18 protein-coding genes, 1 tRNA gene and 1 other RNA gene are annotated in these 24,246 nt (G+C 68.4%); 15 read left to right on the top strand and 5 right to left on the bottom strand.

Annotation, left to right across the window (positions count from 1 at the left end; translation table 11 throughout):
* Positions 1-41: 41 nt before the first annotated feature.
* A complete protein-coding gene (locus tag AC1REM_RS07360; protein ID WP_492514034.1) occupies positions 42-1,058 on the bottom strand; it encodes a LacI family DNA-binding transcriptional regulator in 1,017 nt (338 codons plus the stop codon).
* Between the two features lie 263 nt (positions 1,059-1,321).
* Here AC1REM_RS07360 and AC1REM_RS07365 point away from each other — a divergent pair, with 263 nt between their 5' ends.
* From AC1REM_RS07365 to AC1REM_RS07385, 5 genes are all read left to right on the top strand, one after another.
* Positions 1,322-2,644, top strand: a complete 1,323-nt coding sequence (locus AC1REM_RS07365) for an ABC transporter substrate-binding protein (protein WP_492514035.1) — start codon at positions 1,322-1,324, stop codon at positions 2,642-2,644.
* A gap of 98 nt (positions 2,645-2,742) precedes the next feature.
* The gene (locus AC1REM_RS07370; RefSeq protein ID WP_204939293.1) at positions 2,743-3,876 is read left to right on the top strand and encodes a carbohydrate ABC transporter permease; all 1,134 of its coding nucleotides are present in this window, start codon (positions 2,743-2,745) and stop codon (positions 3,874-3,876) included.
* Positions 3,873-4,832 (top strand): carbohydrate ABC transporter permease, encoded by a 960-nt coding sequence (locus AC1REM_RS07375; protein WP_489968901.1) that lies wholly within the window; start codon positions 3,873-3,875, stop codon positions 4,830-4,832. The genes AC1REM_RS07370 and AC1REM_RS07375 overlap by 4 nt, the downstream gene beginning before the upstream one ends.
* Before the next feature lie 169 nt (positions 4,833-5,001).
* On the top strand, positions 5,002-6,231 hold the full coding sequence (locus AC1REM_RS07380) for a multidrug effflux MFS transporter (RefSeq protein WP_492514479.1): 1,230 nt from the start codon (positions 5,002-5,004) through the stop codon (positions 6,229-6,231).
* 65 nt (positions 6,232-6,296) lie between these two features.
* Positions 6,297-7,565: a GNAT family N-acetyltransferase gene (locus AC1REM_RS07385; RefSeq protein WP_492514036.1), complete on the top strand. Its 1,269-nt coding sequence runs from the start codon at positions 6,297-6,299 to the stop codon at positions 7,563-7,565.
* A gap of 44 nt (positions 7,566-7,609) precedes the next feature.
* Here the strand turns inward: AC1REM_RS07385 and AC1REM_RS07390 are convergent.
* Positions 7,610-7,697: transfer RNA gene (locus AC1REM_RS07390), tRNA-Ser, on the bottom strand.
* 79 nt (positions 7,698-7,776) lie between these two features.
* Here AC1REM_RS07390 and AC1REM_RS07395 point away from each other — a divergent pair.
* From AC1REM_RS07395 to AC1REM_RS07405, 3 genes are read left to right on the top strand one after another with little or no spacing between them, the layout of a single operon-like run.
* Positions 7,777-9,177, top strand: a complete 1,401-nt coding sequence (locus AC1REM_RS07395) for an LssY C-terminal domain-containing protein (protein ID WP_492514037.1) — start codon at positions 7,777-7,779, stop codon at positions 9,175-9,177.
* Between the two features lie 9 nt (positions 9,178-9,186).
* Entirely contained in the window at positions 9,187-10,080 is an 894-nt protein-coding gene (gene trhO / locus AC1REM_RS07400; protein ID WP_492514038.1) for an oxygen-dependent tRNA uridine(34) hydroxylase TrhO, read from the top strand.
* 42 nt (positions 10,081-10,122) lie between these two features.
* Complete coding sequence (locus AC1REM_RS07405; protein WP_492514039.1) at positions 10,123-11,385, top strand: hypothetical protein; 1,263 nt, start codon at positions 10,123-10,125, stop codon at positions 11,383-11,385.
* On the opposite strand, the gene AC1REM_RS07410 is transcribed toward AC1REM_RS07405, so the two are convergent.
* Genes AC1REM_RS07410 through AC1REM_RS07420 form a run of 3 tightly spaced genes read right to left on the bottom strand, consistent with a single transcriptional unit; the run spans position 11,363 to position 15,918 of the window.
* On the bottom strand, positions 11,363-13,669 hold the full coding sequence (locus AC1REM_RS07410) for a transglutaminase TgpA family protein (protein ID WP_492514040.1): 2,307 nt from the start codon (positions 13,667-13,669) through the stop codon (positions 11,363-11,365). The two genes, AC1REM_RS07405 and AC1REM_RS07410, sit on opposite strands and share 23 nt — an antisense overlap.
* Positions 13,659-14,897 (bottom strand): DUF58 domain-containing protein, encoded by a 1,239-nt coding sequence (locus AC1REM_RS07415; RefSeq protein ID WP_492514041.1) that lies wholly within the window; start codon positions 14,895-14,897, stop codon positions 13,659-13,661. The genes AC1REM_RS07410 and AC1REM_RS07415 overlap by 11 nt, the downstream gene beginning before the upstream one ends.
* A gap of 10 nt (positions 14,898-14,907) precedes the next feature.
* Positions 14,908-15,918, bottom strand: a complete 1,011-nt coding sequence (locus AC1REM_RS07420) for an AAA family ATPase (RefSeq protein ID WP_492514042.1) — start codon at positions 15,916-15,918, stop codon at positions 14,908-14,910.
* Positions 15,919-16,118: 200 nt separating this feature from the next.
* Here AC1REM_RS07420 and ffs point away from each other — a divergent pair.
* From ffs to AC1REM_RS07455, 7 genes are all read left to right on the top strand, one after another.
* Positions 16,119-16,215, top strand: an RNA gene (gene ffs, locus AC1REM_RS07425) — signal recognition particle sRNA small type.
* A 39-nt stretch (positions 16,216-16,254) separates the two neighbouring features.
* A complete protein-coding gene (locus AC1REM_RS07430; protein WP_492514043.1) occupies positions 16,255-16,854 on the top strand; it encodes a rhomboid family intramembrane serine protease in 600 nt (199 codons plus the stop codon).
* Positions 16,851-17,489, top strand: coding sequence for a hypothetical protein (locus AC1REM_RS07435; RefSeq protein WP_492514044.1), 639 nt, complete (start codon positions 16,851-16,853; stop codon positions 17,487-17,489). Before AC1REM_RS07430 ends, AC1REM_RS07435 begins: the two co-directional genes overlap by 4 nt.
* A gap of 39 nt (positions 17,490-17,528) precedes the next feature.
* On the top strand, positions 17,529-19,637 hold the full coding sequence (gene pta, locus AC1REM_RS07440; protein ID WP_492514045.1) for a phosphate acetyltransferase: 2,109 nt from the start codon (positions 17,529-17,531) through the stop codon (positions 19,635-19,637).
* Between the two features lie 2 nt (positions 19,638-19,639).
* On the top strand, positions 19,640-20,854 hold the full coding sequence (locus AC1REM_RS07445) for an acetate/propionate family kinase (protein ID WP_492514046.1): 1,215 nt from the start codon (positions 19,640-19,642) through the stop codon (positions 20,852-20,854).
* 108 nt (positions 20,855-20,962) lie between these two features.
* A complete protein-coding gene (locus tag AC1REM_RS07450; RefSeq protein WP_492514047.1) occupies positions 20,963-21,691 on the top strand; it encodes an HAD family hydrolase in 729 nt (242 codons plus the stop codon).
* Positions 21,692-21,721: 30 nt separating this feature from the next.
* Entirely contained in the window at positions 21,722-24,199 is a 2,478-nt protein-coding gene (locus AC1REM_RS07455) for a glycoside hydrolase family 65 protein (RefSeq protein ID WP_492514048.1), read from the top strand.
* Positions 24,200-24,246 lie beyond the last annotated feature (47 nt).

Genomic DNA, 24,246 nt, shown 5'->3' on the forward strand with positions numbered 1-24,246 from the left:
GCTTCGCGAAGGCCCCGGGTTCTCCCGGGGCCTTCGTGCGTTCAAGGGGAGATTCGGCCGCGGGGTGCTGTCGAATTCCGCACCACGAGAGCGGATGCCTCCACCCGGTGTTCGAGCGGTGCATCCGCGTTCTGCATCCGCTCCTGCAGCAATCGCACCGCCGTGCGGCCCTGTTCCCTCGGATGCTGCCGCATTGTCGTCAGCCCGAACATCTCCGCGTACTGGTGATCGTCGATGCCCACGACGCTCAGTTCGCCGGGGATCGAGATCGCCATCCGCCGCGCCGCGATCATCGCGCCCACCGCCGTCTCGTCACACACGGCAAGGAGTGCCGTGGGGCGCGTGCGCCTGTTGCCCAGCAGGTCCCCGGCTGCGGCGTAGCCTCCAGGTACGGAGGACTCGGCGGGGACGATGCGCGCCGCATCCTCAAGGCCTGCCTCTGCCATGGCATCGAGGTAGCCGCGGATGCGCAGCGCGTCGCCGAACCCTGCCTGCTGGGGGTCTGCGGGGCCGCCGAGGAACGCGATGTCGGTGTGACCGAGGTCGATCAGATGCTCCGTCGCGACGTGAGCGGTGAGGCGATCATCGAGCATGATCGAGCTCGCTCCCTCGCTGTGCGGGCCGATCGTGACGATGGGGCGCCGGGCCTTCAGCAGCCTCTCGATCTCGTGGGCCTCCGGCTCGATACCGACGGCTATGACACCGTCGAAGCGTCGCCGTGAGATGGCGTGGTCGAGCATGCGCGCCCGGCCTTCGCTGCCGTCGGCGCCGTTGTAGAGCATGAGGTCGAATCCGCCCGTGAGGAGCTCCTCCTGCACGCCGTCGAGGAGCTCGGCGAAGTACCAGCGGTCTGCACGGGGCAGGATCACGGCCACGGTCTGCGTGCGTCCCGTCGCCAGGCTCGCCGCGCCCGGGTGAGCGACGAATCCGAGTTCCTTCGCGGCACGGGTGACACGGGCGCGCGTCTCGGCGGAGACGTATCCGGAGTCGTTGAGTGCGCGACTGGCCGTCGACTTCGAGACGCCGGCGCGCGCGGCGACATCGGCGAGTGTGGACATGATCGACTCCGGGGTGGGGCCGCTGCGATGCGGATCGGGATCAGCCTAGCGCGGGCGCGAGAAAAGAGGGAACCGGTTCCATCTTGTATCCGCGAGAGCGCTTCCATAATGTTCGAGAAGCGGCAAGAAGGTTGTGAGCTTGTGACCCGACAGCCATTGTGCCGCGGAGGAGATCAACAGTAGGTTGGCCTGGAATCGGTTCCCGACGCGGTGATGCAGTGGGATGCGCCGCGTCGCGAACGTGAACTCGAAGAGGAGAAGTCATGGCACTGACACAGCGTTACCGGCGACTCGCGCCGCTCGCACTTGTGGGCGCAGTGGGAATCGCTCTGGCGGGATGTGGGGCGCCCGGCGCGCCCAGCGGTGGGGGAGAGACCGGTGGCGGCGGCGGCGACAGCACCGTGACGATCTACGGCACCATCGTCGACGCAGAAGCAGAACTTCTGCAGCAGTCGTGGGCGGACTGGGCCGAGTCCGAGGGCATCACCATCAAGTACGAGGGTTCCCAGGACTTCGAGACGCAGCTCGGAACGCGCGCGCAGGGCGGCAACCCGCCTGACATCGCGATCTTCCCGCAGCCGGGACTCTTCGCGGACTTCGCGTCTCGCGACTTCCTCAAGCCTGCGCCCGCGGACGTCGAGAAGAACGCTAACGAGTACTGGACCAAGGACTGGGTCAACTACGGCACGGTCGACGGCACCTTCTACGGCGCTCCGCTCATGGCCAACGTCAAGGGCTGGATCTGGTACTCCCCGGCGAAGTTCGCCGAGTGGGGTGTTGAGATCCCCAAGACGCTCGACGAGCTCACCACGCTGACCGAGACGATCGCCTCGACGACGGGCGCTCCGGCCTGGTGTGCCGGATTCGAATCCGGCACGGCGACCGGCTGGCCGGGCACCGACTGGATCGAGGACTACGTGCTCCGTGACAGCGGCGCCGAGGTCTACGACCAGTGGGTCACGAACGAGGTCAAGTTCACCGACCCCGAGATCAAGGGCGCTTTCGACAAGGTCGGTGCGATCCTGCTCAACCCGGCCTACGTCAACGCCGGTTTCGGTGACGTGCGCTCGATCAACTCGACTGCCTTCGGTGATGTCGCCCCCGCGCTGGCATCCGGCTCGTGCGCGCTGACGCACCAGGCATCGTTCCTCTCGGGCTTCTTCCCGGAGGGCACCAACGTCGCGGAAGACGGCGACGTCTGGGCCTTCATGCTTCCGGGTAAGACCGAGTCCGACTCGGCTGTCACCGGCGGTGGTGAGATCGTCGGCGGATTCAGCGACGACGAGGCCACGCAGAAGGTCCTTGCCTACCTGTCGAGCCCCGAGTGGGCGAACAGCCGCGTCAGCCTCGGCGGCGTCACCTCCGCGAACAACGGGCTGGACCCGGAGAGCGCGAAGGACCCGATCCTTCAGGAGACCATCAAGATCCTGCAGGACCCCGACACCACGTTCCGCTTCGACGCATCTGACCTGATGCCGGGTGCCGTCGGCGCCGGAACGTTCTGGAAGGGCATGGTCGCGTGGGTCAACGGCACCGCGACGGATGAGGTGCTCACGCAGATCGAGTCCGGCTGGCCGGCCGGATGATCTGAGGAAAGCGGGTCGCCCCTCACCGGGCGGCCCGCTTTTCCCACCCGGCAGCGCCGCCCGGTGGGTGACCACGCACACCCCGAGAAGGGACTGAAGTGACCCAGTTCTTCCAGTGGATCGGCACGATGCATCCGATCCTTCAGGCGCTCATCGTCGTGCTCGCGTTCGCGGCCGTCGTCGCGCTCATCCTGTTCTTCGTCGACATCGCGCCCCGCAAGGGCACCATGTACACCGTGATCCGGCTGGCGATGTGCCTGCTCATTCCGCTCGCGGTCATGCTGCTCTTCAACTCGTACTACTGGGCCATGGGAGTCGCGGTCGTCGTCGGCGGCATCTTCTTCCTGCTCGATCTTCGAGCCAGGGAGGGACGCGGATATCTGATCCAGCTCGTCGCCTTCATGGCACCGGCGATGCTCCTGCTACTCATCGGACTCGTGCTGCCGTCGATCCAGACGATCTTCGCCTCGTTCATGAACTCCTCGGGCAAGAGCTTCGTCGGCCTCGCGAACTATGCCTGGATCTTCGGTCAGCCCGACGGCATCCGTGTCGTCGTGAACACGATCATCTGGGTGCTGGTCGTGCCGACGGTCTCGACGGTCGTCGGTCTCGCCTACGCCGTGTTCATCGACAAGACCCGCGGCGAGAAGATCTACAAGGTGCTCGTCTTCATGCCGATGGCGATCTCGTTCGTCGGCGCCGGCATCATCTGGCGGTTCATGTACGAGTATCGCGCGAAGCAGTACGACCAGATCGGCCTGCTCAACCAGATCGTCGTCTGGTTCGGCGGCGAGCCGCAGCAGTGGCTGCTCAACCCGCCGTGGAACACCTTCTTCCTCATCGTCGTGCTGATCTGGGTGCAGACCGGTTTCGCGATGGTCATCCTGTCGGCATCGATCAAGGGCGTCCCCGTCGAACTGCTGGAGGCCGCGGAGCTCGACGGCGCCAACGCGTGGCAGCGGTTCATCTCGGTGACGGTGCCCGCCATCCGCCCCGCGCTCATCGTGGTGCTCACGACGATCTCGATCGCCTCGCTGAAGGTCTTCGACATCGTGCGCACCATGACCGCCGGAAACTACGAGACCAGCGTGCTCGCCAACGAGATGTACACGCAGTTCACCAAGTTCGAGGCGGGGCGCAGCGCTGCGCTCGCCGTGATCCTCTTCCTCCTGGTGCTGCCGATCGTGATCTACAACGCGCGCCAGATCCAGAAGCAGCGGAGCATCCGATGACTGACACCGTGAGCACCCACTCGTCCTCCACCCGCGCCATCACGACAGGCGGGAAGCTGGATGCGTCGGCGGCACGCGCTCGCCGCAAGCTGTCCCGGCCCTGGGCATCCGCCGCATCCATCGTCATTGCCGTGCTGTGGACGATCCCGACACTCGGACTGTTCATCTCGTCGTTCCGTCCGCGCGATCAGATCATCTCCAGCGGATGGTGGGAATTCTTCCTCAACCCCGAGGTGACGGGGGAGAACTACGTCGACGTGCTGCAGTCGGGCACGACGCAGCTGACCATGCTCGAGTCGTTCGTCAACTCGATCGCGATCACGATCCCCGCCACCGTCGTTCCGCTCATGATCGCGTCGATGGCGGCCTACGCCTTCGCATGGATCGACTTCAAGGGACGCAACGCGCTGTTCATCTTCGTCTTCGCGCTGCAGATCGTGCCGATCCAGATGGCCCTGGTGCCGCTGCTGAGCACGTTCTCCCGCGGGCTGAATCTCTTCGGCCTGCAGGTGACACTGCCGCTGGGTGCCTCCGACGGCTACGCACAGGTGTGGTTCGCGCACTCGATGTTCGCACTGCCGCTGGCGATCTACCTGCTGCACAACTTCATGTCGGAGATCCCGGGCGAGGTCATCGAGGCCGCACGCGTCGACGGAGCATCCCGCGGACAGATCTTCTTCCGCATCGTGCTGCCGCTGACGATGCCCGCGATCGCCTCGGTCGCGATCTTCCAGTTCCTCTGGGTGTGGAACGACCTGCTGGTGGCCCTCGTGTTCGCCGACGGAGCCGCGGCTCCGATCACGAAGCTCCTGGCCGAGATCACGGGCACGCGGGGCAATGACTGGTACCTGCTGACGGCGGGTGCCTTCGTGTCGATCATCGTTCCGCTGATCGTGTTCTTCTCGCTGCAGAGGTACTTCGTCCGCGGCCTCCTGGCGGGGTCGACGAAGGGCTGAGTCTCGCATCGCCCGTAGACTGGACGAATCCTCACGCACCGGCGTTGGCCGAGGCGTGAGGATTCGCTTTTGAGGAAGGATCCGCGTGCCCGACGCCACCCACCCGAACACATCTGCGTCCACGGGGGCGATCCGCACGCTCGGATCCAACCCGGTGACCGCGCCCATCATGCTGCACCCGGGAGATTCGATCACGCTCCGCCGCCGCGTGATCTACATCGTGCTGCTCGGGGCGCTGACGGCACTCGGGCCGTTCACGATCGACCTGTACCTGCCGGCTTTCCCCGTGCTCGAGGCGGATTTCCAGACGACGGCCGCCGCCATCCAGCTGACGCTGACCGGAACGATGATCGGCTTTGCTGTCGGACAGCTCGTCGTGGGACCGCTGAGTGACAAGGTCGGGCGCAGAGTTCCCCTCATCGCTGTCACAGCGCTGCACGTTCTCGCGAGCGCTGCGGCTGCGTTCGCTCCCGACCTCGGCCTGTTGAGTGCGGCGCGCGTGTTCATGGGCATCGGCGCGGCGGCGGGCGGCGTCGTCGCGATGGCGATCGTGCGTGATCTGTTCGGCGGGCGACGCCTGGTGATCATGCTGTCCCGGCTCGCGCTGGTCTCCGGTGTCGCGCCCGTGATCGCACCTCTCATCGGGTCGATGCTGCTGACGGTCATGCCGTGGCGGGGGATCTTCGTCGTGCTCGCCGCCTACGGTGCGGTGATGCTCGTCGCGGCCATCATCCTGATTCCCGAGACGCTGCCCAAGGAGCGTCGCCACGACCGCGGATCCACGACGGTGCTGCAGCGCTACCGCAGCGTCTTCTCCGACCGTGTTTTCATCGGCGTGCTCATCATCGGTGGCATGACCTTCTCGGGCCTGTTCTCCTACCTTTCGGCGTCTCCGTTCCTGTTCCAGCAGACGCACGGCCTGGACGCCCAGCAGTACGGGGTGCTGTTCGCGGTCAACTCGCTCGGCGTCGTCGTCGGCGTGCAGGTGGCGTCGCGACTCGCCGCGCGCTTCGGACCGCAGTGGGTGCTCGCCTTCTCGACCGCAGTGCTGCTCCTGGCAGGGGCAGCGATCATCGTCACGGACCAGCTCGGTCTCGGCCTTTGGGGCACCGTGGTTCCGCTGTTCGTCTTCATGACGGCGTGCGGCTTCACGTTCCCGAACGTGCAGGTTCTCGCGCTCGATCGGCACGGCAAGGCCGCAGGGACCGCCGCATCCATCCTCGGCGCGGTGAACTTCGGTGTCGCCGGCCTCATCACCCCGATCGTGGGCTGGGTGTCGCGCGACGCAGGTATCACGGCGACGACGATGGCGGCGGTGATGGTCGGCTGCGCGGTGATCGGAGCGCTCGCGCTGTGGCTGATCGTGCGTCCGCGCACCGTGGGGATGCTCGCTCCCTGACGTTCGCCGGGTCGCGCACGGTGGGTGAGGACGGATCCTGCGACTCGTCCCGGCACAATGGGGGGATGACTCGACGCCTCGCCCTCTCCCTTGCCGCGGGCGCCGCCGCGGCTGCCCTGCTGCTGGGGCTGCTCGTGGTCCTGCTGCCGACGGCGGGGATCGCCGCCATCGACCAGGGGTGGAATCAGCTCATGGGTGGCCTGCGCCAGCCCTGGCTGTTGAGCTTCGCCTACGCCATGAACATCATCGGCGGAGGGTGGGTCGCGATCTTCCTCGTTCCGCTCACCATGGCGGCCCTGCTGTGGGCACTGCGCGGGTGGCGCACCGCCGTGTTCGCTCTGATCTCCTTCGCGGCGAGTGCCCTGCTGGTGCAGGTGCTCAAGCACCTGTTCGCCCGGGCGCGGCCCGATGACATGCTCGTGTCCTCCGACTTCGGATCCTTCCCGTCGGGCCACGCGGCGAACGCGGCCACGCTGGCGATGGTGCTCTGGATCGTCTTCCCCCGGATGTGGGCGGTGATCGCGGGGGTCGCCTGGGTTGTCCTGATGGCCCTCTCGCGGACCCTGCTGAGCGTGCACTGGCTCAGCGACACGATGGCAGGTACGCTCCTCGGCGCGGGCGCTGCGCTTCTCGTCGCCGTCGCCTGCGCACCATGGGTGCGCCTGGCGGCGTTCGACACGCTCGCGCGCTCTAGTGTGGACAGCAGCATCCCCTCGACTTCTCAGGAGTTCTCTGTGCCCCGCATCCGCCCCTACCAGCCTGCTGATCGCGACGCCCTCTACGAGGTGTGCGTGCGCACCGCCGACGCCGGCGGTGATGCGACGGGCATCTTCACCGATGACGCGCTGTGGGGCGACATCTTCGCGGTTCCCTACGCCGAACGCCACCCGGACCTGTCCTGGGTCGTGGAGGGCGAGGACGGCCGTGTGATCGGGTACCTGGTGGCCACTGACGACACGAACGCCTTCGAGAGCTGGTTCCGCGACGAGTGGTGGCCGACGAAGGCCGCCCAGTACCCGCTGTCCGGCGAGGCCGAACCCACCCGCCAGGACCGCATCATCTCCTATGCGGCGGGGCGCGCGCCGGGCAAGGAGCCGAACGCGGGGGAGTACCCGGCGCACCTGCATATCGACCTGCTGCCCGAGACGCAGGGCCACGGTCTCGGCCGCACCCTCATGCAGACGCTTTTCGTCGAGCTGGAGCGCCGCGGTGTGCCCGCTCTGCACCTGGGGATGGACCCCGCGAACACCGGCGCTGCAGCGTTCTACACGAAGCTCGGCTTCGAGACGCTTCCTGCCCCGGAAGGCGCGATGACGCTCGGCATCCGCTTCTGACGAAACGAGTAAGGGCCCCGCAGATGCGGGGCCCTTACTCGTTCTGGCGGTGACGGAGGGATTCGAACCCTCGGTTGCTTGCACAACACACGCTTTCCAAGCGTGCTCCTTCGGCCGCTCGGACACGTCACCAGGAAACAACCTCACCATCGTACCTGACCGCGGGAGGGGTTCGAGACCGCGGAGGGCCTCCCGCCTCTAGAGTGGGCGTGTGGGCAGGGAAAAGACGACGCAGAAGCGCGGGGGAGCGCAGCGCCGATGGGCGATGCAGATGCAGCAGCCGCTCCCTCCGACGACGGTCGGCGATCGCGTGTTCTTCCTGATCGGGACGGGAGCCGCGATCTGGCTTGCCGTGATCATCGCGCTCCAGGGCGTGCGTTCATGGTGGGCACTGCTGCTCCTTGTGCCGGTGTGGGCGATCATGGCGTACCTCGCGCTGCCGCGCTTGCACCGCATGCTCTCCGACCTCTATGTGCCCGACTACTTCTTCGGGCGCACTCGCACCGCGGACGGTCTGCTCGGCGACCCGGTCAATCTCGGCGTGGACGGCTCGGCCGCGCAGCTGGATGCCGTCATGACCTCCGCGGGTTGGCATCGTGCGGATGAGATCACCGCGGCCTCCACCTGGGGCATCATCGTCTCCACGCTGACCCGGCGCAGCTATCCGACGGCACCGGTCTCGCCGCTCATGCTCTTCGGTCGGCGGCATGACGTCGCCTATCAGCAGGAGGTCGAGGGCAATCCGAAGCAGCGTCACCATGTGCGCTTCTGGCACTGCCCGCCGGGCTGGCTGCTCCCGGGCGGCGCGAAGACCGACTGGCTGGGCGCCGGCACCTACGACACGGATGTGGGCCTGTCGTTCTTCACGTTGCAGGTCACGCACCGGATCGACGAGAACACCGACATCGAACGCGACTACGTCGTGTCCTCCGCCCGTGCGGCCGACCCTGCCGTCGAGGTGCGGGTGCTGCGCGACTTCACGACCGGATACCACTCCCGCAACGGCGGAGGCGACCGTTTCATCACCGACGGCAACCTCCCCGTCATCGACGTCTCCGCTGTGACGGTTCCGCCGCTCGTGGAGCAGGTTCCCGAGGCGACGGTGCGCCCCGAGGTTCCGACGCGTCCCGAGTCGGTGCGCGAGCGGGCCCGCGAGGCGGCGGCATCCGCGGAGCAGATCGCGCAGCGCGTGCCGCTGTCGATCGTCGCGGGCGTCGCTTTCGTCCTCCTCTCCGGTCTGATCGAGCTGGCGGTCTCCCTCGCCGTCGACGACATCTGGGGACTGCTGGGCTCCACCTCCGAAGACAACAGGATCGTCGCCGCGAGCGTGCTCGTCATCAGCGGGCTCATCACCCTCGCTCAGATCATCACCTGCGTCTTCGTGCTGCGCGGTGGACGGCGCTCGCGCGCACTTCTGATGGTGCTGTTGAGTCTCGGCATTCTCGTCACGGCGATGGACTACATCGACGGTCAGGCGGTGCTCGCGCTCAACCTGACATTGCTCACGGCCTCACTGGACTGCATCGCGCTGCTCGCGCTGTCGAGCGAGTCCGCGAGCCTGTGGTCGCACCGCAGGCGCCGCTCGCGGGAAGCGCCCATCCCGGCGTCCTAGGATTTCAGGGTGAGTACCCCCAAGATCGTCCTGTTCTACGCCTTCACTCCGCTCGCCGACCCCGAGGCGATCCGTCTCTGGCAGCGCGACCTGGGTGAGGCGCTGAACCTGCGCGGTCGGGTGCTGCTGTCGAAAGACGGAATCAACGGAACCCTCGGCGGCGATCTGCTCGCGCTGAAGAAGTGGTTGCGCTCTTTCCGCTCCTACGCGCCGTTCAAGGACGCCGACATCAAGTGGAGCGAAGGCACGGGATTGGACGCCACGGGGCACAGCCTCGACTTCCCGAAGCTCAGCGTCAAGGTGCGCGACGAGATCGTCTCCTTCGGTGCGCCGGGCGAACTCCGAGTGGATGAGCAGGGCGTGGTCGGAGGCGGCGAGCGTCTGAGTCCTGAACAGCTGCACGACCTCATGGATGCGCGCGGCGACGAGGTCGTCTTCTTCGACGGACGCAATGCGCTCGAGGCACAGATCGGCCGCTTCAAGAACGCGATCGTTCCCGACACCGAGACCACGCGGGACTTCGTGCAGCTGCTCGATTCCGGTGTCTACGACGATCTCAAGGGCAAGCCGGTCGTCACCTACTGCACCGGCGGCATCCGATGCGAGGTGCTTTCGAGCCTGATGACGGCGCGCGGCTTCGGTGAGGTCTACCAGCTCGAAGGCGGCATCGTCCGCTACGGCGAGAAGTATGGCGACAGCGGTCTCTGGGAGGGCTCGCTGTACGTGTTCGACAAGCGCGGTTCCGTTGATTTCAGTGCGGATGCGGCGGTGATCGGCGAGTGCGCGGGATGCGGCACGGCCACCAAGCGCACCGCGAATTGCCCTGACCTGTCGTGTCGGCACCAGTTCGTCGTCTGCGAGAGCTGCGACAGCGTGCCGTGCGCGGAGCACCACGCGGCCTGACAGCCTTCCGCGTGCACGCCGACGACCGATATTCTCGTCGCTATGGGCACCTCTGACACCACGTCTGCTGACTCCGCGCGCCTCGGCACCCCGCGAGGGCGACGGATCCTGCGCAGCACCGCCGCTGCGGTCCTCATCACACTCGGTGTTGTCCTGGCGCCCGTCGCGCTCACCGCGACCACGGCACAGACGATCCTGCGCGACTCGGATCGCTTCGTCGAGACCTTCGCACCGCTCGCAGAGAATCCCGCTGTGCAGAAAGAGGTGACTGCCCAGGTCGCGACCGCGATCGACGACGCGATCGACACGCAGACGCTGGCCCACGAACTGATCGGCGGACTGCAGACGCTCGATATGCCCTCTGTCGTCTCCGGGCGTCTCGCTCTGCTGGAGGCGCCGCTCGCCGCGGGCATGCAGTCCCTCGTCCACGACGTCGTGGAGCGATTCGTCTCGTCGCCCGCGTTCGCAGAGACCTGGCGAGGAGCCCTGCGCGTCGCGCACACCGGCATCAACGCCACGATCGCCGGCGCCGACGGGGCCGTGCTCGTCGTGGATGGGTCGACGGTCGCCGTCGACCTTGCGCCGATCATCACCGCTGTACGCGGCGAGCTGGTCGACCGGGGCATCACACTGGCCAGCGCGATCCCTGAGGGCGTCGGTCCGCAGATCGCCGTCGCTGAGGTCGAGGGACTCACCCAGGTGCGGATGATCGTCGTCGGCCTCGACATCGCCAACGCCTGGCTTCCCGTCCTGGTCGCGGTTCTCCTCGTCGCCGGCATCCTGCTCGCGATGAGCTGGCGTCGTGCGATCTTCGGCACCGGAGTCGCCCTGCTCGCGGTCGGTCTCGTGCTCGGGGCCGGGCTCGGCATCGGGCGGATGTTCGCGACCGGTGTCGCCGCGATCTCCGCGGATGCGGTCGGTGCTCTCTTCGATGCCGCCGCGCACCAGGTCTCTGCGGGAGTGGCTGCTCTGACCACCCTCGGCGCGCTCATGGCGCTTGCCGCGTGGTGGGCGGGTCCGAGCCGCCCTGCGCGCGCACTGCGCGTGGGCGTCACAGACACCGTGGCGCGTCTGCCGCTGCCCTCGTCGTTCCGCCCGATCGGCGCCGCCGTCCGCGGCGCAACCCCGGTGCTGGCGGGAGTTCTGGTTGCCGCGATGGCGGTGGTTCTGACCCTGGTGCGCCCCTTCACGCCGGAGCTCGTGCTGACGACAGGTGCTGTCGCGCTGCTGCTGGTCGTGGTCGCGGTCGTGCTGCGCGCGCAGAAGGAACCCGAGGTCGCCGCTACGCCAGCGCCGGTGCCGTAGCTCGACGACCGAGCAGCGAACGCGGGGCCACCATCGCAAGCACGCGATCGCGCCCGCTGACACTCCTCAGCAGATCGTGTCTGACGGTGTGCAGCGCCCGCGCCAGATCAGGGCCCTCATGCGGCGGGTACCCGTACCGTGCGAACCGTGTGCGCTCGACAGCGAGCACAAGTTCGTCGATCGATGCAGCATCCACCGCCCGTGCGGCGTGCAGCGCGGCACCCCGCGCCCGGGGCGTATCCGCCGCGGACGCCGGAAGGCCCAGATCGACGAGCGTGTCGTGGACCTCGGCCCATGCTGCTTCGGGGTCTCCGCGGTGAGCGCGCGCAATGCGCACACGACGACGCACGAGCCGCACGAGGCCCGGAACCACGCCGGCGATCAGAACGCCCAGCACGGTGAGCAGGACGGGCAGCGGGTTGAGGGTGCGCAGCGGTGTGGCGGCTCCACCAGCGGCATCCGCATCCCGGCGATCCACGTCGCTGTCCGCGCCCGGTGCCGCGGAGGGGGCAGTGGTCGCCGTCGGTGCGTCCGGCGACACCGTGTTTCCGCTCGTCGCCGCGGGAGAGAAGCGCGTCGGCACGCCCAGCGTCGCTGTCGGCTCGAACGGCACCCAACCGATCCCGTCGAAGTACACCTCGGGCCAGGAATGCAACTGGTCGCTGGAGACGACGTAGATGGGCTTGCCGTCCTGCTTCTCCTCGCTCTCACGGCCCGGCAGGTAGCCGACGACGATGCGTGTCGGCATGTCGAGCGCGCGGGCCATGAGGGCGAACGCCCCGGCGAAATGGATACAGTAGCCCGTGCGCTCCTCCAGGAATCGGGCGACAGCTTCGACCCCGGTGCCGTCGAAGTCCTCCTCGACAGGTGTCTCCAGCGAGTAGCGGAACCCCGCCCGAAACCAGGTCTGCAGCGCGGCCAGCCGGTCGTAGTCGTTGTCGGCGTTGCCCGAGACCTCGGCGGCCAGCTGCGCGACGATCGGAGGCAGGTCTTCAGGTAGCGCGTGCAGAAGCGCGTTTGCGGCCTCCTGCTCGGGAGTCGTCGGGGCGGGCAGCGCTGCGTTGGCCGCACGCACCTGCTCCAGGGTGGGAGAGACATCGAGCGCATCGACGGTGTAGGTCTGTCCCGCGGCGTCGGCGCCGTGCGTCATGACCGTGCGATTCGACGGCATGATGCGCCAGACGCCGTCGAGGCCGCGGATGTCGGTGGCCGGGTAGGGCACCGGCAGCCAGGTGCTCGAGATGCCGGTGACACGCACGGAGCTGCGCTGGGTCGTCGTCGCGACCTCCTCGCTCCACTGCGGCGCCCCGAATCCCGTGCGCAGCGCGACACTGTCGGTCTGGTCGGGATGCCACACCTCGCCGTCGAAGCTGGAGAGCGTCGCCACGCGCAGATACGGCGCGCGCGTGGCATCCGTCACGAGCGTGAGTGCGGGTGCCGGCGCCGGGCGGCGGAGGTCTTCGCCGAGCCGCAGCGACGGATTCAGCGACATCGTGCCGCCGAAGCTGAGCCCGGTCGCCGAAACCGGCAGCGCCGGGGCGACCAGCAGCGTGCCGACGATCGTCGCCGCGCCGACCATCGCGGTCACGCGGGCGCGAGGGCGTGGAGCGGGGGCATCGCTCACAGCGGGCGCGGTCCCGGCTGCGAGCCGTTCATCGATGCGCAGGCGCAGAAGCGCCAGGATCAGGATGCTGAGCAGGACGAACCAGAAGAGATTCACATCGCCCGGCACGATGATCGACGGCAGTGCCCCGACCACGGCGACGCAGAGCCCGGCGAGCAGCGGGATCCGCGCGACGATGATGAGCAGATCGAGGGCGATCAGAAGGATGCCCACCGCAAGGGCCAGAGAGAAGGCCAGCGCCGGGGTGGATTCGAGCGGTGCGGCCCCGTTTCGTACCTCCAGGCCCGCCGCGGTGAGCACCCCGAGCGCCCGGCTCACGACGGCCGGGCTCGGGAGGACGCCGAGCCATGCGTCGTCTCGGAAGTTCAGAAGGGTCAGCGAGCCCACCAGCATCACGATCTGCGCGATCAGCGGCAGCAGGATCCGCCCGCGCCGACTCGCGACGAGGCGCCGGACGAGGAATCCTGTCGCCGCGATCAGCAGGGCGACGGTCGTGGCTTGGTTGCTCCACCGGCCGGCGGAGATCACCGATGTGAGGGGCCAGACGGCCAGAGCGACGCTCGCCAGGGTCAGCAGAGCAGCGCCGAACGTTCCGAGCGTCGGGCGCCCTGCCGTCGTCGCCCAGGCGCTCTGGGGCCGGGTGGTCGCTTCAGCGGACACGACGTGCCTCCGCGGAAGAGGGCACGGCGGGCGGTGCGGCGGACGTCGCATCCGCCCAGGCTCCGGCGATGTCGTCGCCGAGCGTCACGACCCGCCAGCCTTGGGCGGATGCGGCGCGTGCGGCATCGCCGTCGACGGAGGCCATCATGAGGACGGGCAGCACTGCGCCGCCGTGCGCCCACTGCGGCGCTTCGGCGGCCGTGATCGTGCCGGTGAGGACGACCAGGGGGCCGAGCAGATGGCCGGAGGCGGCCGCGTGCAGCGGCACGTGCACGTCGGTCCCGCGCGGATGCACCGAGGCGAGGGTGACGAGCAGCCCGTCGCGGTCGTCTTCGCCGCCGCGAAGCTCTCCCAGGAGGACGCCGCCGGGGTCCATGATGTCCACGCTGTAGCCGTGCTGGGCCAGATGGATCGCGATCGACGCGCACGCCGACACAGCGTTCTCGAAGTCCGCGTCGGAGCGCCAGTGCGCCCCGGTGCGGTCGAGCACGACGATGGCGTCCGGGTGGGACTCCTGCTCTTCCTGTCGCACCATGAGCGTGCCGCGGTGCGCGGTCGCGCGCCAGTGGATCCGGCGCATGCTGTCGCCCGGAACGTAGCGTCGCGGCGAGAGGTTGTCGGCGCCCTGACCGACGCGGTTCGAGGAATGCTGTGCGGAACCACTCGCCACGCCGCTCTGCGCCGCCGACGAAGGCAGGGTCAGTACCGCGGGGACGACCGTGACCGGATACGTCTCACCGAAGTCCTGCATCCGTCGCACCAGACCGAAGGGATCGGTCGTCGACAGGCTCAGCGGCCCGATCGCCCAGATACCGCGGCGCACCCCGCGGATCGGGTACGAGAACGTGAGGGGCTCACTACCGGAGAGAGGGGCGGGAAGCCCGGACAGCAGTCGTGGCGGGAAAAGCCCTTCGGCCTCGCCGGCGACGGCGTCGGGGAGCGCATCGGACCAGGTGCCGTTCGGCACCCCCAGCAGCGAGCGGAACGCGAAGCGCACGATCACGCGGGAGTCTTCGCCGACCGTGAGGAGATCGCTCGTGACCGTTCGGCGCACGCCGCCCGTGCGTCGCGGGGCGCGCACAGCGATCGCCGCGATCACGACGAGCAGGACCAGCAGCAGGCCGAGATAGAGGAACAGCGGAGTGCCGAGGACGTTCGCGGCGATCATGCACACGCCGCCGGAGAGGAGCGCAGCGAGGCCGCGACCGGTGAGAGGACGCCGCTTCATCGTGTTCCCCCTACGCGCGGGGCGCGACCGGAACGGGGGTGCGCTCGATGATGTGGGTGATCGCCGCGTCGATCGGGCGGGCGCCGGCGCGGTGCGCACCGCGCGCCGGGATCAGACGGTGTGCGAAGACGGCGGGCAGAAGCGCGGTGAGGTCGTCAGGAATGACATAGTCCCGGCCGTCGAGCGCCGCCGAGACCTTGGCCGCGCGCACGAGCTGCAGCGTCGCGCGAGGGCTCGCGCCCAGGTGCAGGTTCGCGTCGGTGCGGGTCGCCTGCGCGAGCGCGACGGCGTACTGTTCGATCACGGGGGCGACATGCACCGCCCGCGCCCAAGCGATGAGCGCCTGAACATCGGCGGCCTTCAGTACGGGGCGGATCCGCTCGAGCGGGTTGATCGTGTCACGTTGACGCAGCATGAGGGCTTCGGCGGCGGCATCCGGATACCCCATCGAGATCCGCATCATGAAACGGTCGCGCTGCGCCTCGGGGAGCGCATAGGTGCCCTCCATCTCGAACGGGTTCTGCGTCGCCACGACGAGGAAGGGCTCGGGAAGGTAATGGGTCTCACCGTCGACGGTGACCTGACCCTCTTCCATCGCCTCCAGCAACGCGGACTGCGTCTTCGGAGACGAGCGGTTGATCTCGTCCGCGATCACGAGGTTCGCGAAGATCGCCCCGCGCTTGAACTCGAACTCACGCGCCACGGGGTTGAAGACGGAGACCCCGGTGACATCTCCCGGCAGCAGGTCGGGGGTGAACTGGATGCGCCGGACGGACGCGTCGATGCTCGCCGCGAGTGCCCGAGCGAGCATGGTCTTTCCCACGCCCGGCACGTCCTCGATGAGCAGATGCCCCTCGGCGAGAAGGCACACCAGCGCGCTGCGCAGCGCGTCGGCCTTGCCGTCGATCACCTCGGCGATCGAGGCGAGAATGGCGCCGGTCTGCGCCGCGAAGACTTCCGCGTTCATCGCGGTCTGGGGTGCGTACCCGGTCGACGCCGTCATCGAGGGGGTGGCTTCCATGCGTTCCCTTTCATGTCCTCCGCAGCGGGACGGAGGGCTGAGCGCCGATGCAGGACCTGCGCGGTTGTTGTGATCCTAACGCGCGCAGAGGGTCATGCGGCCGCGGATTCCCACAGAGCGATGACCCGCGGAACGGACGGGCGCGGAGGCGGCGCGGGGGCGCTGTGCGCGAGCACTCTCCGAACCCGGGTAGACTGGTGCACGGCTCTCCGCGTGGCGACACCCAGGCCAATTCCCCCAGGACGGAAACGTAGCAAGGGTAACCGGGCTCTGTCGGGTGCGCGGAGGGTCTTTTCTTTTCAGCTTCCTCTGGGATCCTCCTGCCAGGATCAAGCTGTGAGCACCTCCACGACCGCCCCGCGCACCTCTGCGCTGGGGCGTTTTGCGTCCCCGGTGCTCCTGCTCGCGCTGATGTGGGCCGTGCAGTTCGTCGACGCCATCCTCCCGATCAGCTTCACCGGGTTCGGTCTGCGTGCCTGGGACACGAGCGCGCTGGGCGGAGTGCTGCTCGCGCCCCTGCTGCATGCCAGCTGGGCGCACCTCATGGCGAACTCGCTCCCGTTCCTGGTGCTGGGGAGCCTCGTCGCCGTCGAGGGCGCACGCCGGTTCTGGATGGTTACGCTCGTCGTGGTGCTCGTCGGCGGTGCCGGAACTTGGCTGTTCAGCGCACCGGGAAGCGTGACGGTCGGAGCATCCGGCCTCGTGTTCGGCTACTTCGGATACGTCGTCCTGCGCGTCTTCGCGCCCGGCCGCGTTGCGCACCGCGTGCTGTACGCCGTGATCGGCCTCATCGTCATCGGCCTGTACGGCGCCTCGATGCTCGCCGGGATCATCGGGGTGAGCTCGGGCATCTCCTGGCAGGCACATCTGTTCGGAGCTGTCGGCGGAGGGGTCGCGGTGCTGCTCGCGCGCCGTCGGCCCGGAGCATCCGCATGAAGAAGAGGAAGAAGAAACCGGCCGCGAAGCGCCGTCTGACCGCGAAGCAGCGTGCCGCACTCCAGGAGCGCCGACGCACGCAGCGCCTCATCGTGATCGCAGCCGGCGTTCTCACGACCTCTGTGGGGCTGGCCGTGCTCCTGCCGACCGCCGTCGCGCAGGCGCCGCAGCCGGTCTGCATCCACGACGCCGAGACTCTTCCGGTGACGGGGGTCGCCGGCTGGTCGGGGAAGCAGCTCGCCAATGCGGCGACGATCGTGCTGACCGCGCAGTCACTGGGCTTCGGACGCGACGGACAGATCATCGGGGTCATGACCGCGATGGGCGAGAGCAGCCTGCGCAACATCGACTACGGCGACTGGGAGACGCGCGGATTCACGAACCCAGACGGCACCCGCACCACGAGCATCGGTCTCTTCCAGCAACAGGACTGGTGGGGCAGCGTCGATGCGCGGATGGACCCGGCGACCGCTGCATCCCTTTTCTACGCACGCCTCGGCGGACTCGAGGGATGGCAGCAGATGGAGCCCTCCCACGCGATCCACCGCGTCCAGGTCAACACCGATCGCGACTACTACGCGCAGTATCGCGAAGACGCGACCGCGGTTGTCGACGCGCTCGCCGGTGCCTGCTGACAGGCGCTGCATCGAACACCCCCGGCCTAAGCTGGAGGGGTGGCACAGAGCATCTACATCACCTCTGCTGAGGGTCATACCGGCAAATCGACGATCGCTCTGGGAGTGCTCGACGCTCTGATGCGCGCGACGCCGCGTGTCGGCGTGTTCCGGCCCATCGCGCGTTCCACCGAGGAGCGCGACCACGTCCTCGAGCTGCTGCTCGCCCACGACGGGGTGCCCCTGGAGTACGACGAGTGCATCGGCGTCACCTACGACGACGTGCGCGATCACCCCGAGCATGCGCTCGCGACGATCGTCGCTCGCTTCAAGGCGATCGAGGCGCAGTGCGACGCCGTCGTGATCGTCGGCAGCGACTACACCGATGTCGCCAGCCCCGCCGAGTTCGGATTCAACGCCCGCATCGCGGCGAACCTCGGCGCCCCCGTCCTGCTCGTCCTCAGCGGCCGTGACCAGCAGCGGCAGGCGGAACAGCTCGGCACGACCACCGCGCGCACCGCCGCGCAGGTCGGACAGAGCGCATCGCTCAGCCTCGCCGAGCTCACTGCCGAACGCGCAGAGCTGTTCGCCGTGATCGTCAACCGCGCTGACCCCGAGCGCCTCGACGACATCGTGCATGCGGTGCACGCCGCGCAGAGCACCGAGACGCCCGTGTGGGTCATCCCGGAGGACCGCACGCTCGTGGCGCCGTCGGTGCGGGGGATCCTCGCCGCGGTCGACGGGCGTCTGATCAAGGGCGACCAGGAACTGCTGACGCGCGAGGCTCTCAGCGTCGTGGTGGCCGGGATGTCGATGGTCAACGTGCTGCCGCGTCTCACCGAGGACTCGGTCGTGGTGATTCCGGCCGACCGCACCGAGGTCCTGCTCGCCACGCTCCTCGCCGACGCATCCGGCACTTTCCCGCGCGTCGTCGGCGTCATCCTCAACGGGCCCTTCGAACTGCCGGAGCCCATCACGCGCCTGCTCGACGGGCTCTCCTCGACCGTGCCGATCATCGCGACGGACCTCGGCACCTTCGATACCGCGATCCGCGTCATGTCCGCCCGCGGACGCCTCGCCGCAGACTCCCGCGCTCGCTACGACCGCGCCCTCGCGCTCTTCCAGGCGCACGTCGACGTGCCCGAGCTGACCACGCAGGTCGGTCTTGCCGAGGCGAGCGTCGTGACCCCCCTCATGTTCGAGTACGACCTCATCGAGCGTGCTCGCCAGGATCGCAAGCGCATCGTCCTGCCCGAGGGAGGAGACGACCGCATCCTGCGCGCCGCGGCGACTCTGCTCGCTCGGGGCGTCGCCGATCTCACGATCCTCGGCGACGACACCGAGATCCGCTCCCGCGCGACGGAGCTCGGCATCGATCTCTCTGCGGCGCAGGTCCTCAGCCCCACCGACCCGGTGCTCGTCGAGCGCTTCGCCGCCGAGTACGCGCGCCTGCGGGCGCACAAGGGCATCACGCTCGCGCAGGCGGCCGACACCGTGACCGACGTGTCGTACTTCGGAACGATGATGGTGCACCTGGGTCTCGCCGACGGCATGGTCTCCGGTGCCGCGCACACGACGGCGCACACCATCCGCCCCTCCTTCGAGATCATCAAGACGAAGCCCGGGGTCAACGTCGTCTCCAGCGTCTTCCTCATGGCGCTCGCCGATCGGGTGCTCGTCTACGGCGACTGCGCGGTGATCCCCGACCCGACCAGCGAGCAGCTCGCCGACATCGCGATCTCCTCAGCCGCGACGGCGAAGCAGTTCGGCATCGATCCGCGCGTCGCGATGCTGTCGTACTCGACGGGCGAGTCCGGATCCGGCGCTGACGTCGACAAGGTGCGCGCGGCGACCGCGCTCGTGCGCGAGCGCAGCCCGGAGCTGCTCGTCGAGGGCCCCATCCAGTACGACGCCGCGGCCGATGTGGCCGTGGCCCGAGCGAAGCTTCCGGACTCCGCCGTGGCGGGCCGCGCGACGGTCTTCGTCTTCCCTGACCTCAACACCGGCAACAACACGTACAAGGCAGTGCAGCGCTCGGCGGGTGCACTCGCCATCGGGCCCGTGCTGCAGGGCCTCAACAAGCCGATCAACGACCTCTCGCGCGGAGCGCTCGTCGAGGACATCGTCAACACCGTCGCCATCACGGCGATCCAGGCGCAGGAGGCCTGAGCGTGAGCCACATTCTCGTCATCAACAGCGGCTCCTCGTCTCTGAAGTACAGCCTGTACGACATGACCTCCGAGACGGAGATCGGTCACGGCCTGATCGAGCGCATCGGCGGTGCCAAGGGGCAGATCTCGCACAGCACACTGGTCGCCGCGGATACTGCGGGGCACGGCGTCGAACAAACGGTGAAGAGCGACCGCCCGATCACCGATCACGCCGAGGCGTTCGGCGTGATGCTGGAACAGTTCGATGCACACGGCCCCTCGCTGGAGACGCATGCTCCGGTCGGCGTCGGTCACCGCGTCGTCCACGGCGGTGCCCGCTTCTTCGCCCCCACGCTCGTCGATGAGCGCGTCGAGCGCGAGATCGGTGAACTCGCGGTGCTGGCACCGCTCCACAACCCGGCGAACCTGGCGGGCATCATCGCGGCCCGGGCGATCTTCGACACCGTGCCGCATGTCACGGTGTTCGACACGGCCTTCCACCAGACGCTCCCACCGGCGGCGTACACGTACGCGATCGACGCGGAACTTGCCGCGGAGCATCGGGTGCGCCGCTACGGCTTCCACGGCACGAGCCACCAGCATGTCTCCGCGGCGACCGCGGAGTTCCTCGGCCGCGACATCGCCGACCTGCGTCAGATCGTCTTCCACCTCGGAAACGGCGCCTCGGTCACGGCGATCGACGGTGGTCGCTCGGTCGACACTTCGATGGGACTCACGCCCCTCGAAGGACTCGTCATGGGAACGCGCTCGGGTGATCTCGACCCCGCGGCCCTTCTGCATCTCGCCCGCACGGCGGGCTACACGATCGACGACCTCGACGTCCTGCTGAACACGCGCAGCGGGCTCAAGGGGCTGACCGGGCACGCCGACATGCGCGACATCCTGCAGGGGCTGGAGACCGGCGACGAGACCGCGCAGCTCGCCTTCGACGTGTACGTGCACCGGCTGCGGGCCTACCTCGGCGCGTACCTCGTCCAGCTCGGCGGGGTGGATGTCATCGCGTTCACCGCGGGCGTCGGCGAGAACGCGGTGCGTGTGCGTGCGGAAGCGCTCGCGACCCTCGGATTCCTCGGCGTCGAAGTCGATCCGGAGCGCAACGCCTCACCGGGTCGGGGCACACGTCGGATCTCCTCCGACGCGTCCACCGTCGAGGTCCTCGTCGTTCCGACCGACGAGGAGCTGGAGATCGCCCGGCAGACGTACTCGCTCGTCTGAACCGGTCCCTTGGTGCGGCATCCGCCCAGGGCCATCCGGGTTCTGCGTACTACGCTGGCACCATGGCACGCAGAGGTGCCGACCACTCGAACCCTCCGGGAGGCCCGCGTGTCTGATCTTCTGCCCGATATCCGCAGCGCCCGTGGCGTGCTCTTCGATCTCGACGGGGTGCTGACCCCCACCGCCGAGGTGCATATGCGCGCCTGGCAGTCCGTGTTCGACGGGGTTTTCGCGCAGTGGGGGATCACCCCGGCCTACACGGATGACGACTACTTCGACTACGTCGACGGCAAGAAGCGCTACGACGGGGTCGCCAGCCTGCTGCACAGCCGTAATGTCGAGGTTCCCTGGGGGCAGATCGACGACCCGCCGTCCGCCGACACCATCTGCGGCATCGGAAACCGCAAGAACGCCGCCTTCACCGCGGCCCTGCGGCGGGACGGGATCGCGCCCTATCCGGGGTCGCTCGCACTCGTGCAGCAGCTGCACGCGGTCGGGGTTCCGCTCGCGGTCGTGTCGAGCTCGAAGAACGCCGCGGATGTTCTCGCGGCGGCCGGACTCACCGAGTACTTCCCGCTCGTCGTCGACGGTCTCGTCGCCGAGCGCGAGCATCTCGCCTCCAAGCCCGCACCCGATGTGTTCCGCGTCGCCGCCGAACGCCTCGGCGTGCCCGCCGCGGAGGCCGTGGCCATCGAGGATGCCACCTCCGGCGTCGCGTCCGCCGCGGCCGCCGGCTACGGACTCGTGATCGGCGTGGACCGCGGCGCCGGAGCATCCGCCCTGCGCGAATCCGGAGCATCCGTCGTGATCACCGACCTCGCCGACCTGCTGCACTGACCCGCCCGCACCGACCATTCTGGAGTCTTGATGTTCGACCGCGACCTGTTCCCCGTCGACCCGTGGCGCCTCATCGAGACGCGATATCCCGCAGAGAAGTCCGGCGTCGCCGAGACGCTGTTCACCGTCGGAAACGGCTACCTGGGCCTCCGGGGCAACCACATCGAGGGGCGCGCCGCGCACGAGCACGGCACCTTCATCAACGGCTTCCACGAGACCTGGCCGATCCGGCACGCCGAGCAGGCGTTCGGATTCGCGGAGGTCGGCCAGACGATCGTCAACGCCCCGGATGCCAAGGTGATGCGCGTCTACGTCGATGACGAGCCGCTCTCCTTCGACGAGGCCGATGTGCGCGAGTACTCGCGGGTTCTCGACTTCCGCACCGGTGTGCTGAGCCGCGATGTGCTGTGGGTCACGCCCTCCGGCAAGCGGGTGCGGATGCGCGATGAGCGCTTCGTGTCGTTCAGCGAGCGGCACCTCGCGGTGCTGCGGCTCGAGATCACGGTCGAGAACGCGGATGCCCCGGTCACGATCAGCTCGCAGATCATCAACCGTCAGGACGGCGAAGACGTCTACGGCGGGGCCCCGGGGCCCGCGGCCGGATTCGACCCACGGCGCACCGAGCGCATCGCCGAACGGGTGCTGCAGCCGGTCGAGTACTGGCAGTCCGACCTGCGCTCGGCGCTGTCCTTCCGCACGACGGAGTCCGGGATGACACTCGCCGTCGTCGCCGACCACGTCATGGTCACCGACAACGACTACTCGGCGCGGCGACTCGTCGAGCCCGACATCGCGAAGAACGTGTTCCGCGTGCAGGCGAAGGCCGGTGTGCCCATCCAGCTCACCAAGCTCGTGAGCTATCACTCGTCGCGCGGTGCCCCCGCACGCGAACTCGTCGACCGCGCCCGCCGCAGCCTCGACCGTGTGCTCGTCGAGGGTGTCGACGCGCAGTTCGAGGCGCAGATCGACTGGCTGGAGGCGTTCTGGGAGCGATCGGACGTGCGCATCGTCGGACACGACGATCTGCAGCAGGCGACACGCTGGTGTCTGCTCCAGCTCGCGCAGGCCGCGGCGCGCGCGGACGGGGCCGGCGTCTCCGCGAAGGGCGTCTCCGGTTCGGGCTACAGCGGGCACTACTTCTGGGACACCGAGATCTACGTGCTGCCGTTCCTGTCGTACACGTCGCCGCTGTGGGCGCGCAACGCACTGCGTGCGCGCGTGCTCATGCTTCCTGCCGCCCGCCGCCGCGCCGCGATGCTGAACGAGGCGGGTGCCCTGTTCCCGTGGCGCACGATCAACGGCGAGGAGGCCTCCGCGTACTACGCCGCGGGCACCGCGCAGTACCACATCAACGCCGACGTCAGCTTCGCTCTCGGAAAGTATGTGCGCGCGACAGGCGATGAGGAGTTCATGCGTCGCGAGGGCGTCGACATCGCCGTCGAGACCGCGCGGATGTGGGCGACCCTGGGCTTCTGGCGCGCCGGCGGGGGAGTGGAGACGTTCCACATCCACGGTGTCACCGGCCCCGACGAGTACACGACGGTCGTCAACGACAATCTCTTCACGAACGTGATGGCGCGGTACAACCTGCGCTTCGCGGCCCGGGTCGTGACCGAGCTGCAGGAGGAGTGCCCGGAGGACTACGCCGCGATGGTGGAGCGTCTCGCCCTGGGCGAGGATGAGGCAGACGGATGGGAGCGCGCCGCCGAGGCGATGTACATCCCGTTCAGCCCGGCTCTCGGCATCCACCCGCAGGATGCGCTCTTCCTCGAGCGCGAGGTGTGGGATCTGGAGAGCACTCCGCCCGAGAAGCGACCTCTGCTCCTGCATTACCACCCGCTCGTGATCTACCGTTTCCAGGTGCTCAAGCAGGCGGATGTCGTGCTTGCGCTGTTCCTCCAGGGCAACCACTTCACTGAGGCCGAGAAGCTCGCCGACTTCGAGTACTACGACCCGCTGACCACCGGCGACTCGACGCTGTCGGCGGTGGTGCAGTCGATCCTCGCCGCTGAGGTCGGGTACCAGGATCTGGCGAGGACGTACTTCGAGGAATCGCTGTTCGTCGATCTCGGAGACCTTCATCACAATGCCGCCGACGGTGTGCACGTCGCGTCGGCGGGTGGCGTGTGGACGGCCCTCGTGAGCGGGTTCGGCGGTATGCGCGACCATCGTGGCGAGCTCAGCTTCGACCCGCGCCTCCCCGCAGACTGGCCGGAACTGGCGTTCCCGTTGCAGTGGCGGGGCTCGCAGCTGGCCGTGAACATCACCCGCGCGCAGATTCGCGTCGAGGTGATCGAGGGGGATGCCGTCGCGTTCACGGTGCGCGGTGTCGCACACACGGCTGCCGTGGGGGCTCCCGCGGAGGTGCCGCTGTCGCACCAGGGGCCGCTGATCCCCGGACGCCCGCGGATCGCGGACTTCGCGGATGCGCGCCGCGACGACGGGACTCTCATGTCGGCCTCGGTGCCGGTGACCACGACATCGCTGCCGATTCTGGGAGAGTTCTAGGGGCGCCGCTCGCTCCGCCGGGGCTGGTATGCGTCCGGCGGAGCGGA

The organism is Microbacterium sp. GW823-FHT02G05 (assembly GCF_058797175.1).